The sequence below is a fragment of the Pseudomonas sp. PH1b genome (assembly GCF_000633395.1).
Lineage (GTDB): Bacteria > Pseudomonadota > Gammaproteobacteria > Pseudomonadales > Pseudomonadaceae > Aquipseudomonas.
Map to the genome: position 1 here is coordinate 49,077 of NZ_AYMU01000025.1, position 17,602 is coordinate 66,678.

The 17,602-nt window shown below is 63.8% G+C and carries 15 protein-coding genes; 10 read left to right on the forward strand and 5 right to left on the reverse strand.

What is annotated here, in order from left to right:
- Positions 1-134 precede the first annotated feature (134 nt).
- The 5 genes from U873_RS0129330 (at position 135) to U873_RS0129350 (ending at position 5,027) form a co-directional block, all read left to right on the forward strand.
- On the forward strand, positions 135-410 hold the full coding sequence (locus tag U873_RS0129330) for a hypothetical protein (protein WP_025131639.1): 276 nt from the start codon (positions 135-137) through the stop codon (positions 408-410).
- A gap of 700 nt (positions 411-1,110) precedes the next feature.
- Complete coding sequence (locus U873_RS0129335) at positions 1,111-1,575, forward strand: hypothetical protein (protein ID WP_011059362.1); 465 nt, start codon at positions 1,111-1,113, stop codon at positions 1,573-1,575.
- A 37-nt stretch (positions 1,576-1,612) separates the two neighbouring features.
- Positions 1,613-2,437 (forward strand): SDR family oxidoreductase, encoded by an 825-nt coding sequence (locus tag U873_RS0129340; RefSeq protein WP_025131640.1) that lies wholly within the window; start codon positions 1,613-1,615, stop codon positions 2,435-2,437.
- Between the two features lie 301 nt (positions 2,438-2,738).
- Positions 2,739-3,767 (forward strand): hypothetical protein, encoded by a 1,029-nt coding sequence (locus U873_RS0129345; protein ID WP_025131641.1) that lies wholly within the window; start codon positions 2,739-2,741, stop codon positions 3,765-3,767.
- A 234-nt stretch (positions 3,768-4,001) separates the two neighbouring features.
- On the forward strand, positions 4,002-5,027 hold the full coding sequence (locus U873_RS0129350; RefSeq protein ID WP_025131642.1) for a sel1 repeat family protein: 1,026 nt from the start codon (positions 4,002-4,004) through the stop codon (positions 5,025-5,027).
- A gap of 443 nt (positions 5,028-5,470) precedes the next feature.
- Here U873_RS0129350 and U873_RS0129355 read toward each other — a convergent pair whose 3' ends face one another.
- From U873_RS0129355 to U873_RS0129370, 4 genes are read right to left on the reverse strand one after another with little or no spacing between them, the layout of a single operon-like run.
- Positions 5,471-6,331, reverse strand: a complete 861-nt coding sequence (locus U873_RS0129355; protein WP_025131643.1) for an HlyD family secretion protein — start codon at positions 6,329-6,331, stop codon at positions 5,471-5,473.
- 10 nt (positions 6,332-6,341) lie between these two features.
- Positions 6,342-6,542: a DUF1656 domain-containing protein gene (locus tag U873_RS0129360; RefSeq protein WP_007930063.1), complete on the reverse strand. Its 201-nt coding sequence runs from the start codon at positions 6,540-6,542 to the stop codon at positions 6,342-6,344.
- Positions 6,532-8,739, reverse strand: coding sequence for an FUSC family protein (locus U873_RS0129365; protein ID WP_025131644.1), 2,208 nt, complete (start codon positions 8,737-8,739; stop codon positions 6,532-6,534). Before U873_RS0129365 ends, U873_RS0129360 begins: the two co-directional genes overlap by 11 nt.
- Positions 8,740-8,750: 11 nt before the next feature.
- On the reverse strand, positions 8,751-10,262 hold the full coding sequence (locus U873_RS0129370) for an efflux transporter outer membrane subunit (RefSeq protein ID WP_025131645.1): 1,512 nt from the start codon (positions 10,260-10,262) through the stop codon (positions 8,751-8,753).
- Between the two features lie 265 nt (positions 10,263-10,527).
- Here U873_RS0129370 and U873_RS0129375 point away from each other — a divergent pair, with 265 nt between their 5' ends.
- The 3 genes from U873_RS0129375 (at position 10,528) to U873_RS0129385 (ending at position 13,706) form a co-directional block, all read left to right on the forward strand.
- Complete coding sequence (locus tag U873_RS0129375; RefSeq protein WP_025131646.1) at positions 10,528-11,496, forward strand: LysR family transcriptional regulator; 969 nt, start codon at positions 10,528-10,530, stop codon at positions 11,494-11,496.
- Positions 11,497-12,140: 644 nt separating this feature from the next.
- Positions 12,141-13,118 carry a D-glycerate dehydrogenase gene (locus tag U873_RS0129380; RefSeq protein ID WP_025131647.1) on the forward strand — a complete coding sequence of 326 codons (978 nt, stop codon included), beginning with the start codon at positions 12,141-12,143 and terminating at the stop codon, positions 13,116-13,118.
- 219 nt (positions 13,119-13,337) lie between these two features.
- On the forward strand, positions 13,338-13,706 hold the full coding sequence (locus tag U873_RS0129385; protein ID WP_025131648.1) for a hypothetical protein: 369 nt from the start codon (positions 13,338-13,340) through the stop codon (positions 13,704-13,706).
- A gap of 55 nt (positions 13,707-13,761) precedes the next feature.
- Here the strand turns inward: U873_RS0129385 and U873_RS0129390 are convergent, their stop codons facing one another.
- On the reverse strand, positions 13,762-14,661 hold the full coding sequence (locus U873_RS0129390; RefSeq protein ID WP_025131649.1) for a DMT family transporter: 900 nt from the start codon (positions 14,659-14,661) through the stop codon (positions 13,762-13,764).
- 153 nt (positions 14,662-14,814) lie between these two features.
- Between U873_RS0129390 and U873_RS0129395 the strand changes: the two genes are divergently transcribed.
- Entirely contained in the window at positions 14,815-15,690 is an 876-nt protein-coding gene (locus tag U873_RS0129395) for a helix-turn-helix transcriptional regulator (RefSeq protein WP_025131650.1), read from the forward strand.
- A 494-nt stretch (positions 15,691-16,184) separates the two neighbouring features.
- Positions 16,185-17,459, forward strand: a complete 1,275-nt coding sequence (locus U873_RS0129400; protein WP_025131651.1) for an OprD family porin — start codon at positions 16,185-16,187, stop codon at positions 17,457-17,459.
- Positions 17,460-17,602 lie beyond the last annotated feature (143 nt).

The following is a 17,602-nucleotide window of genomic DNA, read 5'->3' on the forward strand; positions in this document are numbered from 1 at the left end:
TACACATATCGGGTTGACCGCCCTCTTCTCGCTCCCTATCGTCGCGCCTGTCACGACTCATTCGTGATCGAGGTTGACGGCTCGGTTGTTTTCTCAGGAACGCAGTTTTCAACACTGGCTCTTTGGAGCCCACCATGGCCGACCGTATCGCGTTAACCAGCAACGAATCCTCCACCCCCACCCTGTTTATCGACACCCGAGCGCCCTTGGACGAACTCCATGCCAGCGCCGCCTACCGTATCTTCGCGGTAACTCAACTGATGGAAAGCATCGTGCACATGGACAGCCGCCACGCCGATGCCACCGACCTGACACAGATCGCTCACGCCAGCGCCATTCTGTTGCGCGATGGTTGTGATCTGCTGGATGTGTTGGGTCGGCGAATTCGTGGCAGTCAGTACCTGAACTAAAACGCCCCGTGATCGTTCCCTCCTTCAAACGCGGGGGAACGATCTGCAAGCCTATCCTCTCTCCTTCATCTCCAACCCCACCTCATCGATCACTGTCGCGCCCCTCTGCACCACAAAATGCACAGCCCTGCGATGGGGGGCAGCCGTACGCGGATTGGTCGACCGGAGATACAGGCACCCGGCAGGGACGAAGCCCTTCCACGCACAGCTGCCATTGCACGAGTACACAGGTGCACAACGAGCTTGCAATAGCGAAATGGGGCGCTGCTGCAGCTATCAAAACGGGTTACCAAGCGAAGGGGTGGCAGCTGCGTGCAGGTTGGTAAACCGGAGATACAGGAGCCCGGCAGGGACGAACCCTCCCACGCACAGCTGCCATTGCACGAGTGAAATACGGCGCTGCTGCGCCTGGATCAGAACGGGTTACCAAGCCCGGCCGCTGAATTGGCAGCGACGGTCAGAGGCTAGTCCAGGTTCGATACGGAGCAACGACAAAGGCGTCGCAGTTTATGTCCAAGCCGCTGGCGTTGGGAACATCCCGGCCTGCGGCGCCTCATCTGTAGCCGCTGCGGTAACAGCGGGGGCCCATGTACGTAGTCCACAAGGCTTTGAAGTCGCCCACACACAACAGCCATCTTCCATCGCCAACCCCACCTACGCTTAGGTAGGATGTCCCCTCCTTTTCCCCGAGGCTCGCGTCATGTTCATCGGCGTTCTGCTGGTCATCACCTGGCTGATCCTGCTTCTGCGCTACCCGGCCAAAGCCCTTCCCGTGTCCCTCGCTGCCGCGTTCGGCCTGGCCCTGGTGGCCTGCTGGGTGGTCTGGCTGGACAACCGCGAAGCCCAGCAACTGGCGCGCCTGGAATTGCGCCTGACCTACGCCCCGGAACATTGCCCCGCTGACCGGCCGCTGCAGCTCAAGCTCAACAACGGTAACAAGGTGCCTCTGGTCGAACTGCGCTGGCGGGTCGCCGCCTATGCCCCGGGGGATACGGTCAACCTTGCCGACAACCAGTACAGCGCCCCGCGCTATCGCGGTCCCGGCGAGTTGCAGGCCGGTGCCAACTGGCAGGACTGCCTGCCGCTGCCACCGCTGCGCCCGGGCTATCGCCCGCAAACCCTGGAGTTTCGCGCCGAGCGTTTACAGGGTAGTTTCTCCGACTGATTCACCCCCTCCCTCACCCCAGCACAAGGACCGCGCCATGCCCGTAGCGTTGATCACCGGTTGTTCCAGCGGCATCGGCCGCGCCCTGGCAGAAAAGTTCAAGGCTGCCGGTTACACCGTGCTCGCCACCGCCCGCAAGGCCGAGGACGTCGCCACTCTGCAGGCCGCCGGCTTCACCGCAGTGCAGCTGGACGTGAATGACGGCCCGGCCCTGGGCGCCCTGAGCGAAGAGATCAACCAGCAGTACGGCGGCCTCGATGTGCTGATCAACAACGCCGGCTACGGTGCCATGGGCCCACTGCTGGACGGTGGCGTGCAGGCCATGCAGCGCCAGTTCGAAACCAACGTGTTCGCGGTGGTCGGGGTGACCCGGGCGATGTTCCCGGTGCTGCGCCGCAGCCGTGGCCTGGTGGTGAATATCGGCAGTGTGTCCGGGGTGCTGGTCACGCCCTTTGCCGGAGCCTATTGCGCATCAAAAGCCGCGGTGCACGCCTTGAGCGATGCCCTGCGCATGGAGCTGGCGCCGTTCGGTATCCGGGTCATGGAAGTGCAACCCGGGGCCATCGCTTCGAGCTTCGCCAAGAACGCCGGGCATGAGGCCGAGCAACTGCTCAACGAACAATCGCCCTGGTGGCCGTTGCGCGACGGCATCCGCTCCCGGGCCAAGGCCTCCCAGGACAAGCCCACACCGGCCAGCGAGTTTGCCGCTGGCCTGCTCAAGGCCGTGCAGCAGGACAAGCCGCCGCGCCTGGTGCGTCTGGGCAATGGCAGCCGCGCCCTGCCGCTGCTGGCCAATCTGCTGCCCAAAGGGCTGTTGGAGAAGGGACTGATGAAGCGGTTTGGCCTGAGCGCCAAGCTCTGACCCCCACGCATGCAAGCCAGCCAGCGCCTACGCGTTCCGCGTGTACCACATACCTCCTGTAGGAGCCGGCTTGCCGGCGAAGAGGCCCTTGAGTCTTGCATCGCCTGGGCCAACGCCTTCGCTGGCAAGCCAGCTCCTACAACAGTCAGATAGACCGTGCAGCGCTCCGTAGGAGCCGGCTTGCCGGCGAAGAGGCCCTTGAGTCTTGCATCGTCTGGGCCGACGCCTTCGCTGGCAAGCCAGCTCCTACAGCGGAGGCCCTGCGCGCCTTTGTTCATTCGCCGATCAGGGATCTGCCCCATTGAAATGTCGTAGTGCACTGCCGTTGATCCTGTTCGCCTTGCTGCTGGGCTGCGATGCCTCGTCACCGGACGAGAAACTGAACCGAACCTTGCCCGACCTGAGCCTCGAACAGATCCTGCCCAAGGTCGAGGCCAGCCCCTACTGCACGCCGGACATGGACAGCGAATTGCTGCTCGGCCTCGGTATGCGACTGATCGATGAGGACGAGGTGCTGTATGGCCCAGCCCGTACCTTGATGGCGAGCAAGGAAATAGACATGGCCCGCAGCTGCCTGATCATGGCGGCCCCCCGCTCCACCTCCAGCCTGTGCATCCTGGGCAAGATTGTCGGCTCCCGGCAACGCGACTATGACAAAAGCGAAGCCTTCAACTACGCCGCCTACGCCGCGAAGAAGAATGAGTCCTGCGCGGAAGCTGGCCTGTACGACATCTACAACGTCGGCAAGTTGGACCAGCCGCCGAACAAGGAGTTGGCCATGGCCTGGCTGGAACGCGCCGCCCGCCACGGCGACCAGGACTCGCAACAGGAGATGGTACGTAGCAGCGAACAGGACAATCTCCCGCAGGCCTACGCCTGGGCCCGTACCCTCGATAACGCCCAAACGCTCGACGCGCTGAAACGCAAGATGAGCCCTCAGCAGATGGCCGAAGGCGAGCAGCACTACACCCGGCTGCTCAGCCAACTCACCCCCAAAAAGGATATTGAGCAGGCCCTGCGCCAGGACCTCATCGCCCTGGGCACGGGGGATCTGTACTACAGCTACCCGGAGGTGTTCGCGGGCATGTCGCCTGCGCAACGGCATGCTTTCGTGGCCCAGTTGGTGGACATGCAGGAGCTCTACCCGAAATTCCACACACGTGGCCAACTGGTGTCCTACGCCTTGATCTCGCGCCTGGTGCAAAGCACCGGACCTGCCGTGGACCTGTGGCAGAACCCAGCGCTGCAGGCCTTGCTGGTGGACGATGACCTGAGCGTGGAAGACACCGTAGCCAAGGCCAAGGCCATCCTGGCCAAGCGCAAACCATAACCGGAGCGCCTGACGCTACTGGGTTTTCAGCCGCGGCCCAACAGCTGCTGCGGTTTCGGTTGTACGCCCTCTCAATCCCAGTAGAATGCGCGACCTTGAGCCCCCGGGCTCATGCAGCATGGAATCGCTGGCGTCGACACCCAAGCACGGAATGGCTAACGCTCCACCCTCTCCCGTCCTGTCCCTGCCTGATTTCATGCGCGTCTTTTTCATTCGCCGATCAGGGAATATCCATTGAAATTGTTCAACGCGCTGCCACTGGCATTGGCTGTCTTGCTGGCGGCCTGCGCCTCCACGGCTCCGGAAAACACCGAACCGAAAGTCCCCGAACTGAATGACACCTTGCCCAAGCTGACCCTGGAAAGCGTCTTGCCCAAGGTCACTGCCAACGAATACTGCAACCCGGCCATGGAGGCTGATCTGCTGTACGGCATCGGTTACAAGCTGAACGAGATCGAGGACTACAAGAACGCCAAGGGCTGCTTCGCCATGGCCGCGCCGCACTACACCCGGGCCTTCTGCTACCTGTCCACCACCACCGACCAGGAAACCGACAAGCCCAAGGCCGAGCGCGACCGCGAGTCCTTCAACTACATCGCCTACTCGGCCTCGCAGAACGACTGGTGCGCCGAGTACGGCATGTACGCCACCTACTGGTTCGGCGACAAGGACATTCCCAAAGACCGGGACCTGGCGGTGCGCTGGCTGGAGCGCTCGGCGTTGCACGGCAACCCGGAGCCGCAGCAGAGCCTGGCCGACGCCGCCGAAGAATCCGGCGACCTGGTGAAGGCCTATGCCTGGCTGAAGATCATCGACAACACCGAGGACACCAGCCAGCTGGATGCCTTGAAAGGCAAGATGAGCCCGGAGCAACTGGCCGAAGGCGAACAGCGCTTTGCCGACCTCAAGAAGCGCGTGACCAGCAAGCAGGTGATGTACGACGAGGCGCGGGATGAGGAAGTGGCGATTTTCTCCGCCGAGATCCATTTCGATCTCCCCGACCTGTTCCAGGGCATGACCACGGCCGAGCGCCAGGCCTTTGTCAAAGCGGCCATTGCCAAGGCCCGGGACAGCGGCCAGTTCAAGCTGCACTACGCGGTGACTCAGTACATCATCGTCTCGCGCCTGGCCCAGCAGCGTTATCCCGGTGTCGACGTACTGCAGAACCCGAAGCTGGTGGCCACCATCAACCACGTTGACGACGGCCTGGAAGCGGCGGCGAAGAAGTCCCTGGCGATCATGCAGAAAAGCTACAAATAACCGCGCCCCACTGCCGTAGGAGCCGGCTTGCCGGCGAAGGGGCCCTTGAGTCTTGCATCGCCTGGCCCGGCGCCTTCGCTGGCAAGCCAGCACCTACAACAGTCAGACAGACCGTGCAGTTCCCCGTAGGAGCCGGCTTGCCGGCGAAGAGGCCCTTGAGTCTTGCATCGCCTGGGCCGACGCCTTCGCTGGCAAGCCAGCTCCTACAGCAGTCAGACAGACCGTGCAGTTCCCTGTAGGAGCCGGCTTGCCGGCGAAGAGGCCCTTGAGTCTTGCATCGCCTGGCCCAGCGCCGTCGCTGGCAAGCCAGCTCCTACAACAGTCAGATAGACCGTGCAGTTCCCCGTAGGAGCCGGCTTGCCGGCGAAGGGGCCCGCAAGTCTTGCATCGCCTGGGCCGGCGCCTTCGCTGGCAAGCCAGCTCCTACACGTGCCAGATCGCGCCTATTGAGGCTCTTGGTTGACGACGACGGTGCAGGTGATGCCGGCCGCCAGCAGTACGCCGTCCGGCACTTCGTCGATGTGGATGCGCACCGGTACGCGCTGGGCCAGGCGCACCCAGTTGAAGGTCGGGTTGACGTCGGCAATCAGTTCGCGGCTCTCCGGGTTGTCGCGGTCGTAGATGCCCCGGGAAATGCTTTCCACGTGGCCCTTGAGCACTTCGCCGCTCATCAGTTGCATGTCGGCCTTATCGCCCACGCGCACGTGGGGCAGCTTGGTTTCTTCGAAGAAGCCGTAGACCCAGAACGAGTTCATGTCGACCACCGCCATCTTCGCCTCGCCAATGCGTGCGTAGTCGCCGCGGTGCACGTTGAGGTTGGTGACGTAGCCGTCCACCGCCGCCCGCACCTGGGTGCGTTTGAGGTTGAGTTCCGCCGCTTCCAGCTGGGCCTGGGCGTGCTGGTAGTCGGCCAGGGCCGAGTCGGCGATGTTGCCGGCGTCGTCGCGGTTTTCCTTGGAGATCACCAGGTTGTCCATGTCGGCGCGGCGCCGGGCGTTGACCTTGCGCATTTCCCAGGTGGCCTTTTTCGACGCCACCAGGGACTGCGCCTGCTTGACCGCGATCTGGTAGTGCTCGGGGTCGATCTGCATCAGCAGATCGCCCTTGCGCACCAGTTGGTTGTCCTTGACCGGCACGTCCACCACTTCGCCGGTGACGTCGGCGGCGACGTTGATGATGTCCGCGCGCACCCGGCCGTCACGGGTCCAGGGGGTGTACATGTAGTGCTCCCACAGGGTGCGGCCGATCCACAGGGCCAGGGCCAGCACAAGCAGGGTGGCGAGCAGGCTGAAAAACTTTTTCATCGCGGGGGTCTCAACGGTAGACAGTGAGCGCCATGGCGCCGAACAGACAGCAGAACAGGCTCAGGCGCAGCAGCGCCGGGTGCCAGAAGAAGCGATACAGGTCATAGCCGGAAATGAACCGGTCCAGGGCCCAGGCCAGGGCCGCGGCGATGAAGAACATCAGGGTCATGGTGGGCATGTAAACGCCGTGGAAGGCGATTTCACGAGGCATGTTCAAGTCCTTGGGGTGCAGGCAGCGCCGGCTTGGCCACGGCATAGGCCGCCAGCGGCGATTGCGGGTCGAGCAGTGAGGTACGGATGAAGTGCAGGTAGCTCTTGACCCGGCGCAGGGCCGAGGTGTCGAAGTGCGGGGCGAAGGGCTCGTCGGTGGCCTGGACCCGGCTGATGGCGTGGTCCACGGCGATCAGCCCGCGCTCCAGGTTGCTCTGGCTCGGTTGCAGGAACAGCCGCACCAGGGAGCGGCCCATGACCCGGATCGCCTGGCGCCACGGCTGGGATTCGGCATAGGCCGGGTGCACCGGGAGAATCGCCTGTTCCTTGCGCAGCTCGATGATGGCGTGGCCGACCTCCAGCACCACGAACATCCAGCGCAGCAGTTCGCTCTGCACCTTGGGCTGGCCCACCGCCAGGCCATAGGCCTGGTGCAGCAGGTCGCGGGTGCGGCTCTCGAAGCTTGAGGCCAGGCCCTTGAGCTTGCCGCTGATGGCGTACACCACCTGGCCGCGCAGGTCCTGCTCCAGCCGCCGCCACAGCCAGCGGCTGTTGGGCGGCAGGATGATCGCCCCGGCCGCGGCGCAGACCAGCATGCCCATGACCATGGCGATGTAGTCGTTGATGAAGGTGTAGGGGTTGTAGATGGTCAGGTTGTCCGGCACCGAACCGGTGCTGAAGAAGATCAGCAGGCCCAGGCCGACCCCGGCGTACTTGGGCCGCGAGGCGAGGAATGAACCGAGCACGATCACCGGCGCCAGCATCAGGCACAGCAGCGGGAAGCCGTCGATCCAGGGGAACACGAAGAACATTTCGACGAAGCCCACCAGGGCGCCGATGAAAGTCCCGCAGGCCATCTGGAACGCCATGCGCTTGGGGTTCGGCGTGGCCGCCGACAGGCCGATGGTGGCGGCGGCGATCAGGGTCATGGTGGCGCCACTGGGCCAGGCGGTGGCCACCCAGTAGCTGCCCAGCACCACCAGCACGAAGGCCGCGCGGATGCCCGAGGCGGCGCAGGCCAGCCAGTTGGTCTGCGGGGTGTAGGGCTCGTCCCAGCGCTCGCGTTCGTGGCTGTGGTCGGCCAGGGAGGCGTGGGTCTGGGCGTAGCTGTGCATCTCGTCGACGAAGCGGTAGAGCAGCTCGTAGGCGGTGTGGAAATCCAGCTGCTCGGCGTCGCTCGGGCCGCTCTCCTGGAAGGCCGCCCGCAAGCTGCGCACCCGCGCCGGCAGCTCGGCCTTGTAGGCCGCCAGGGCCGTGGCCAGGCGCGCCGCGTCGGGGCTGGTCAGGGCACGGCCGGAGAAGCCGTCGAGCAGTTCCGCCAGGTCCTGCAGGCCGGGCTTGATGGCCGCCACCACGTGATCGGTGCCGCTGCTGCGCAGGCGTTCAAGCAACTGGTGCAAGGCGTTGAAGCGCGTGGTGATGCCCATGAACTCGCTGTTCAGGCGGCTCAGGCGGCCGTTGCGCCGGCGCATGTGCGGGTCTTCGAACACGGTGACGCTGCGCAGCCCTTCCAGGCCCACGGCTTCGGCAATGAAGCGCACGTTGCTGCTTTCGAAAATGTCGCGCTGGCTGCGCCCGCGCAGGCCGTCGGTGACGAACAGGGCGAACACCCCGAAGCGCTGGTACAGGGCGTTGCGCATGGCGGCACTGGCGGTTTGCGGCAGGATCGCGGCGCTGACCAGGGTCGAGCAGAGAATCCCCAGGGAAATCTCCAGCACCCGCCACACCGCCGCCATGAAGGCGCCTTCCGGATGGGCCAGGGCCGGCAGGCCGACCATGGCCGCGGTGTAGCCGGCGAGGACGAAACCGTAGGCGCGAAAGTTGCGGTAGCGCGCGGCACCGGCCGAACAGATGCCGACCCAGATCGCCAGGGAACCGAGGAACAGCTCGGTGTTCTGGGCGAACAGGGCGATCAGCGCCACCATCACCGCCGAGCCGGCCAGGGTGCCGAGAAAGCGGTAGAAGCTCTTGGCGAACACCTGGCCGCTCTGCGGTTGCATGACGATGAACACGGTGATCATCGCCGTGCGCGGTTGCGGCAATTCCAGGCGCATGGCCAGCCACAGGGTGAGGAACGCGGCGGCCAGGACCTTGAAGATATAAACCCAGGTCACGCCGTCGCTGCGCGCCCAGTCGAAGAAACCCCGGCGCCATTCAAGGGAGTACAGCCAGCGCAAAGGGGCGGGCAAGGAAGTCATGGGAGCCTGCTTCAGTGGTCGAACACGGCCAGGGCCGCGGGAGTCTTGGGTGCCTCAAGGCGGTCTTGCGTGGGGACGTCGCGGCCGGCTTCAAGCCCGCCACCCAGGGCCGTCACCAGGTCCGCCTGGACGGTCAGGCGCGCGGCCTGTACCTGCTGCTGGATCTGCTGCTGGTGAAACAGCAGGCTCTGGGCGTTGAGCACGTTCAGGTAGTCGGTCAGGCCGCGCTGGAAGGCCACGGTGGCGATGTCGTAGGTCTTCTGCGCAGCGGCCACCGACTCGGCGGCAAAGGCTTGCTGCTTGTCCATGGACTCGCGGCGGATCAGCTGGTCGGAAATGCTTTTCAGCGCGTCCACCAGGGTCTGGTTGTACCGGGCCACAGCCAGGTCGTAGCCGGCCGCGGCTTCACCCAGCTGCGAGCGCAGGCGCCCGCCATCGAAGATCGGCAGGCTGATGGCCGGGCCGACGTTGTAGTTGAGCTTCTTGCCGGTGAGGAACTCCAGGGCCCCGCCACCGGTGGCCATGAAACCGATGCTGCCCACCAGGTCGACGTTGGGGTAGAAGCCGGCGTGGGCCACATCAATGCCGCGAGCCTGGGCCGCCACTTGCCAGCGGCTGGCGACCACGTCCGGGCGCTGCCCCAGCAGTTCGGCGGGCAGGGCCGAGGGCAGTTTCAGCGCCGCGCCCAGGGACAGCGTCGGCCGCTGCAACTGCGCGCCCTCTCCCGGGCCCTTGCCGGCCAGGGCCGCCAATTGGTTGCGGGTCAGGGCGATTTCTTCGTCCAGGGCGTCCAGCTGGCGATGGGTTTCCGGCAGCGGTGCCTCGGCCTGGCTGACCTCGAAATGGGTGCCGAGGCCGCCGTCCAGGCGCCGTTGCGCCAGTTCGAGAATCTGTTGCTGTTGCTTCAAGGTGGCCTGGACCACGTCGCGCTGGGCGAAGTGCAGGGACAGCTGGATATAGCTGCGCACCACATTGTTCACCAGTTCCAGCTGCGCTTGGCGGGCTTCGGCCACGCTCATGTGGGCCAGGTCCACGGCGCGCTCGGTGCTGTTGCTTTCCCGGCCCCAGAGGTCCAGGGCATAGCTCAAGCCCAGGGCGGCGTTGTTGTCCCAGGTGGTGCTGTTGGACAGGGCGCCGGGGCCGTAGAACTGATCGGTGGGCCAGTTGTGGCGCTTGAGAGTGGCGTCGCCCTTGATCTGCAGCGACTCGGCCGACTCGGCAATGCCGGCCAGGGCCTTGGCCTGGCGGACTCGGGCGGCGGCCATGGCCAGGCTCGGGCTGCCCTGCACGGCGAGGGTGATCCAGCGGTCCAGCTGCGGGTCGCCATAGGCCTGCCACCACTGGGCACTGGGCCAGTGGGCGTCCTGCGCGGCGCTCTGGATCGCCTCGTCGGTGGCCAATGTATTAGCGGGAAGTGTCTTGCCCTGTGGGGCAATGCCTCCGGTTCCGATGCAGCCGCTGATTGCTAACGATAAAGCCCAAACACTGAGGGTCTTGAACCCTCTGCTGATGCGACGCGGCACTGCTGCGAATTCCTGAGATCGGGGGGAGAAGTACATCTCTCTTAGGCACCCGCTGACCGGCGTTCCAGACACCGCGATGGGCCTGGAGGCGCTTCACCGGCAAGCCGGGTCCTATAGATCGGCGCAATTCTAGGGTGGGCTCCGGTCGGCGATAAGGTGGGATTCCTGTGAATCTTTGTTACCGTAAACGCGATAATCCCTTGGTCGCCTATCCAAGCCCCCGTAACTTCGTGTCACAATTTGCCATCTCCCCTGAGAGCACCCCATGGACACCTTGCAAAACATGCGCGCGTTCTGTTGTGTTGCCGAAGCCGGCAGCTTCACGGCCGCCGCGGTACAGCTGGACACCACCACCGCCAACGTCTCGCGCGCCGTCTCCAACCTCGAGGCGCACCTGCAAACCCGTCTGCTCAACCGCACCACCCGACGCATCGCCCTGACCGAGGCCGGCAAGCGCTACCTGCTGCGCTGCGAGCAGATCCTGGCCTACGTCGAAGAAGCCGAGGCCGAGGCCAGCGACGCCCACGCCCGCCCCGCCGGGCAGTTGAAAGTGCACACCATGACCGGCATCGGCCAGCACTTCGTGATCGACGCCATCGCCCGCTACCGCAAGACCCACCCGGACGTGACCTTCGACCTGACCCTGGCCAACCGCGTACCGGACCTGCTGGACGAGGGCTACGACGTGTCCATCGTGCTCGCCAGCGAACTGCCGGATTCGGGGTTCGTCTCCCAGCGTCTGGGCATCACCTACAGCATCGTCTGCGCCTCGCCGGCCTACGTGAAAGCCAACGGCTGCGCGCACAAGCCCAGCGACCTGCTGAACCACGCCTGCCTGCGCCTGGTGAGCCCGGTGATTCCCCTGGAGAAATGGACCTTCGACGGCCCGGAAGGCCAGGAGATGGTCACCATCAACAGCTCGCCGTTCCTGGTGAACTCTGCCGATGCGATGAAGACCGCGATCATCAGTGGCATGGGGGTTGGCGTGCTGCCGGTGTACGCCGCCATCGAGGGCCTGCGCAACGGCACCCTGGTGCGGATGATGCCCCAGTACCGCTCCCAGGAACTGAACCTGTACGCCATCTACCCGTCGCGCCAGTACCTGGATGCCAAGATCAAGACCTGGGTCGAATACTTGCGCGGCTCCCTGCCGGAAATCCTCGCGGCGCACCAGGCGGAACTGGCGGCGTACGAGCTGAGCAGCAGCCTGACCGGCGCCCGCCTGGCCAATTGAGCCGAGGGGCGACCTCGCCAACCGCCCCTGTAGGAGCCGGCTTGCCGGCGAAGAGGCCCGCAAGACGTGCATCGCCCCGGCCGACGCCTTCGCTGGCAAGCCAGCTCCTACACAAGCCAGCGCCTACGAGGTGACGCGCTTGCGCCCTCCGCCCTGCTGCCCCCTCCCGTAGGAGCCGGCTTGCCGGCGAAGAGGCCCGCAAGACATGCATCGCCCCGGCCGACGCCTTCGCTGGCAAGCCAGCTCCTACACAAGCCAGCTCCTACGAGGTGACGCGCTTGCGCCCCCCGTCCTGCTGCCCCCTCCTGTAGGAGCCGGCTCGCCGGCGAAGAGGCCCGCAAGACATGCATCGCCCCGACCGACGCCTTCGCTGGCAAGCCAGCTCCTACACAAGCCAGCGCCTACGAGGCGACACGCTTGTGCCCTCCGTCCTTCAGCCCCCTCCCGTAGGAGCCGGCTTGCCGGCGAAGAGGCCCGCAAGACATGCATCGCCCCGGCCGACGCCTTCGCTGGCAAGCCAGCTCCTACACAAGCCAGCTCCTACACAGGTCAGTGCCTGTGCGGCCTGAGCCGGCACCCTTTGGCAGCGGCGGCAAAAATGTTAGCTTGCTTGGCATTCTCCCCGCCTGACGAGCCTTCACGCGATGAAAAAGACTGTACTTGCCTTCAGCCGCATCACCCCCGAGATGACCGAACGCCTGCAACAGGACTTCGAGGTCATCGTCCCCAACCCCAAGCTCGGGGACATCGCCGCGCAGTTCAATGAAGCCCTGCCCCAGGCCCACGGCCTGATCGGCGTCGGCCGCAAGCTGGGCCGCGCGCAGCTGGAAAACGCCACGCAGTTGGAAGTGGTGTCGAGCATCTCGGTGGGCTACGACAACTATGACCTGGAATATTTCAACCAGCGCGGGCTGATGCTCACCAACACCCCGGACGTGCTCACCGAAAGCACCGCCGACCTGGCTTTCGCTCTGATCATGAGCAGCGCCCGCCGGGTCGCCGAGCTGGACGCCTGGACCAAGGCCGGGCACTGGCAGGCCAGCGTCGGCCCGGCGCTGTTCGGCTGCGATGTGCACGGCAAGACCCTGGGGATTGTCGGCATGGGTAATATCGGCGCCGCCGTGGCCCGCCGTGGGCGCCTGGGTTTCGGCATGCCGATCCTCTACAGCGGCAACAGCCGCAAGAGCGCCCTGGAGCAGGAACTGGGCGCGCAGTTCCGCAGCCTGGAGCAATTGCTGGCGGAGGCGGATTTCGTCTGCCTGGTGGTGCCATTGAGCGACAAGACCCGGCACCTGATCAGCCACCGCGAACTGGCGCTGATGAAGCCCAGTGCGATCCTGGTGAACATTTCCCGGGGCCCGGTGGTGGATGAGCCGGCGCTGATCGAAGCCTTGCAGAAGGGCCAGATCCGTGGCGCCGGCCTGGATGTCTACGAGAAGGAACCGCTGGCCGAATCGCCGCTGTTCCAATTGTCCAACGCTGTGACCCTGCCCCATGTCGGCTCGGCCACCACCGAGACCCGCGACGCCATGGCCGAGCGCGCCATGAGCAACCTGCGCAGCGCCCTGCTGGGCCAGCGTCCCCAGGACCTGGTCAACCCGCAGGTGTGGAAACCCCAGTAGCAGCCGGCAAACGATACCCCCGGCCCGCTTCGCGCCCACAACCGCATATAGGCGCAGCCGGCGGGCGATGAACGAAAACCCGCGCCACCAGTCAGATGGCCAAGCCCGCTTGGCCAACCTGCAGGCGTCTGCGATGCCTGGCAGCGGCCAATGCATCTCCGCCAGCGCAGCCCTCAAGGCAATGCCCGCAGGCTGGCCACTCCACCAAAGAGACCCTGCATGAAGTTGAAATACCTACTCCTGGCCCCAGCGTTCTTCCTCGCGGCCTGCGATCAGCAATCGCCAGCCCAGGCGACCAGCCCCACGGCCAAGTCGCCGCTGGTGGTGGCCCTGGAGTCCATGGGCAGCCACTTCCAGCAAGAACCCAGCAACGTGATGGTGAATCAGAAAGTCACCGGCGAATCCCCGACCGAGGCAGTGGTCGAGATCGAGGAATCAGGGTTGCTGGATGACTCGGTGTTCGCGCAAAAGACAATATTCAACCTGTCCATCGAGAACGAGCGCTGGACCGTGACCGACAAGACGACCCAGGTGAAATGCTACCCGGGCCGGGGCCATCAGGACTATGGGTCCGATCCTTGCCAGTAACGCGCCCACCGCGGTGATCGCCAACCCGCCGGCGGCAACAGGCCGGCGTGGAGAATCAGGCCAGCTTCCCGGGAATTGCCGCCAAGGCCCTGGGTTTGCGAAACACCAGCACGTTGCCCAGCATCACCAGTACCAACCCGGCCAGTGCCGGCGCCGTCCACTGGTAGCCCTCGACGAACGCCGAGACGTTCAGCGCCACCACCGGGAACAGCACAGTGCAGTAGGCCGCCCGCTCCGGCCCCATGCGCCCCACCAGGGTCAGGTAGGCGGTGAAGCCGATCACCGAACCCGGAATCACCAGGTACAGCAGCGAGCCGACGTAGCGGGTGTTCCACTCCATCTCGAATGGAATGCCCTGGAACAGGCAGTAGATCGACAGCATCGCCGCGCCATAGGCCATGCCCCAGGCGTTGGTGGTCATGGGGCGCAGCCCGGCCTTCTGCTGCAGGCTGGAGAGCAGGTTGCCCGCCGAGAAACACAAGGTGCCAAGCAGTGCCAGCCCCAGGCCAAGCAAGGTTTGCGGGCTGGCGCTGTGGCCCACCAGTTCCGGCCAGAACAACAGGCCCAGGCCCAACAGCCCCAGGGCCCCGCCCATCAGCACATTGCGCGCGATCCTCTGGCCGAAGAACACCCGGGCATTCAGCGCGTTCCACAGGGTCGCGGTGGAAAACACCACCGCCACCAGGCCGCTGGGAATCCACTGGCTGGCGTGCAGGAAGCACATGAAATTGATGCAGAACAGGCACAGGCCCTGGGCCAGGCAGATCAGGTGCCCGCGCCGGTTCATCACCTGCAGCTTGCGACCGAGCAACAGGATGAGGAACAGCACCAGCGCCGCCAGGCCGAAGCGATAGACGATGGACACCGGAATCGCCACCACCCCCAGTTGCAGTTTCAGGGCGATCCAGGTGGTGCCCCAGATCAGCACGGTGAGCAGATACAGCGATAGGTTCATGGCGCGACTCCTCTATAAGGAGCACAGTTTCCAGCGCCCCCCTTGCCCGCGCTTGCATAAACTTGCGCTTTTTATCGGTGCCGGGCTGGCAGCGCGGGTGCTACGGAGTAGGATGCGAAACACCGGCAACCGCACCCATGTTGACGCCCCACCATGCCCGCACTGGATACCCTGCAAGTCTTCCAAGCCCTCAACCGCTCGCCCAATGCTCGCCTGGAGCACAGCGCCGAGCTCGGTGACGGCTTGTCCGCAGCCTTGTGGAGCAACCATCACGACGCCCAGGAATATGAGGCGCCCAGCCACCACACCCTGTCCTGCTACCTGGCCGGCGGCACCGGCACCTTTCGCCGCGACCAGCCGGGCAGCAAGGGTGGCCCGGGCAAGCTGTGCATCCTGCCCGCCGAGCACCAGTCGGCCTGGGTGATCAACGGCGATATTCGCCTGGCCCATCTGTACTTCAGCCCGGAACAGTTCGCCCTGGGTTGCGTCACCCTGCTGGATCGCGAGCCCCGGGAACTGCAACTGCGCGAAAGCACCTTTCTCGACGACCCCGAGCAGACCCGGCGCTTTGCCCAATTGGTCCGCCTGAACTGGGACGAACCCGGCGAACGCCTGCTGACCAGCAGCCTGGCCCACGAGATGCTCAGCCATGCCCTGCTCCATCAGGTGGGCCTGCGCCAGGGGGCCCGGCTCAAGGGTGGCTTGGCCGCGCACCAGCGGCGGCTGTTGGTGGACTACATCGACTGCCAGTTGGAAGCGCCCCTGAGCCTGGGCCAACTGGCGGGGTTGTGCGCGCTGTCGGAATACCACTTCGCCCGCATGTTCCGCGCCAGCTTCGGCCTGCCGCCCCACCAATATGTACTGGCCCGGCGCCTGAGCCGGGCCCGTGACCTGCTGCGCACCACTGCCCAGCCCCTGGGCGAGATTGCACTGGCCTGCGGTTTTGCCAGTGCCAGCCACTTCAACAATCGCTTCCGCCAGGCCCTGGGGGGCACGCCGGGAGACTACCGCCTGGCGTTCCTGCGCTGAGGCCAGGGTTGCCGAAAACCCGCCTCTGCATGCCCCCTTCCTTATTCCACCCTCCCTTAAACGCCTGAATCAGTAAGCGGTTCAAGTTTCTTACTTAAAAAAGATAATTCTTACAAACAAATTAAAAGCCTCTTACATACATCTTTCAAAAAGAGCACTTCCCCACAAGCTCTTATATGACAACCAAGATCACAAGAAGGTAATTATTCTTAAATTTCATTTATCACTTCATTCATGGAGTTGATGGTTCTTGTTTAACCCCAGGCTCAACTTAGTCTTTAGGCCTTGAGCGCCAGGGATTACACAAAGATTCAAGGTACAAGCCGTCTGGCCCTCATTAACTGAAGCAGCCGAAAAACCCATACCCACAGCAATCAACCCAAACTTCAACCCCAACAAGGCAACCCGATATTCGCTTATAGGCTTTAAAAAACCTGCAATAACTCAGCTGTTAATCGCCTTACTCCAAAACAACAAAAACAGAGGACGATGAAATGCTTTCACGAAGTTGGCCACGGCAATGGGTCAGACACTTGCCGGTGCTGTGTGCCTCGATGCTGGCCATTCCGGTAAACGCCAAACTGCTTGACGACAGCAGCGCACGCCTGGACCTGCGCAACTATTACTTCAATCGGGACTATCGCGAAGGCACGGCGCCCACCCGCGAAGAATGGGCGCAAGGTTTCCTCTTGCGCCTGGACTCGGGGTTCACCGAAGGCAGCATCGCTGTCGGTGCCGACGCCATCGGCATGCTCGGGATCAAGCTGGATTCCGCTCCTGGTCGAACCGGCACCGGGCTGTTGAAGGTGGCACGCAATGGCCGGGCAGAGGATGACTATTCGAAACTGGCCCTGGCCGGGAAGCTCAAGACCAGCAAGACCCTGTTCAAGCTTGGCGAGCTGGTGCCGCCGGTATTGCCGACGCTGAGGCCCAATGACGGCCGCCTGTTTCCGCAAATTTTCCAGGGCGGGCTGCTGACTTCCAATGAAATCGACAACCTGGAGGTTACCGCCGGGCGTCTGAGCCGGGTCCTGCAGCGCAACGCCACGCAATACACGCCGCTGACCCTGAGCCCCTTGAACCGGCGCTTTCAGGGCCTGGGGGCAACGGCTGAACACTTCGACATGGCGGGCGTCGACTATCGATTCCACAAGCAATGGCTGGCTCGCGCACATGTCGCCCAACTGGAGGATATCTACCGCCAGCAGGTCTTCACCCTGGCCAACAAGAGCCCCTGGGGCGCGGGGACGTTCAGCAGCGATCTGCGCTTGAGCCTGATGAACGACTACGGCAATGCCAAAGGCGGCAAGATCGACAACCGCGCCCTGCAGGGGTTGCTCGGGTACGCCTATCAAGGCCACAGCCTTGGCGTGAGCTATCAGCGAATGTTGGGAGACACCGGCTATGCCAACATCCTGGGTGCCGATGCCAACTTGATCAACTTATCCGTACTGGGTGACTTCGCCAATGCCAAGGAGCGTTCCTGGGCACTTCGTTATGGCTATGACTTCGTCAACCTGGGTTTTCCGGGCCTGAGTCTAAACAGCCGTTATATATCCGGCAGCCATGCCGAAATTATCGGCACCCAAAAAATTGGCAAGTCATGGGAATTGGATAATGAATTGCGCTATGTCGTGCAACAAGGCCCGCTGAAAAATTTAAGTGTACGCCTGCGCAGCGCGCTCTATCGCTCCAACTACGCCAAGAACTTCATTCGCGACACTGACGATACACGACTGATGTTCAACTACACCTGGAACATCAAGTAACCGGGCAACTGGAAGCATCATAAAAAATAAAACACTTAGAGGTGATATCCACATGCAACGTCTACTATCGAAAAGTTTGGCCAGCCTATTGTTTTTAAGCCTGATCAGCCCAGTCGAAGCCAAACAAACCGCTCAGCCGCAAA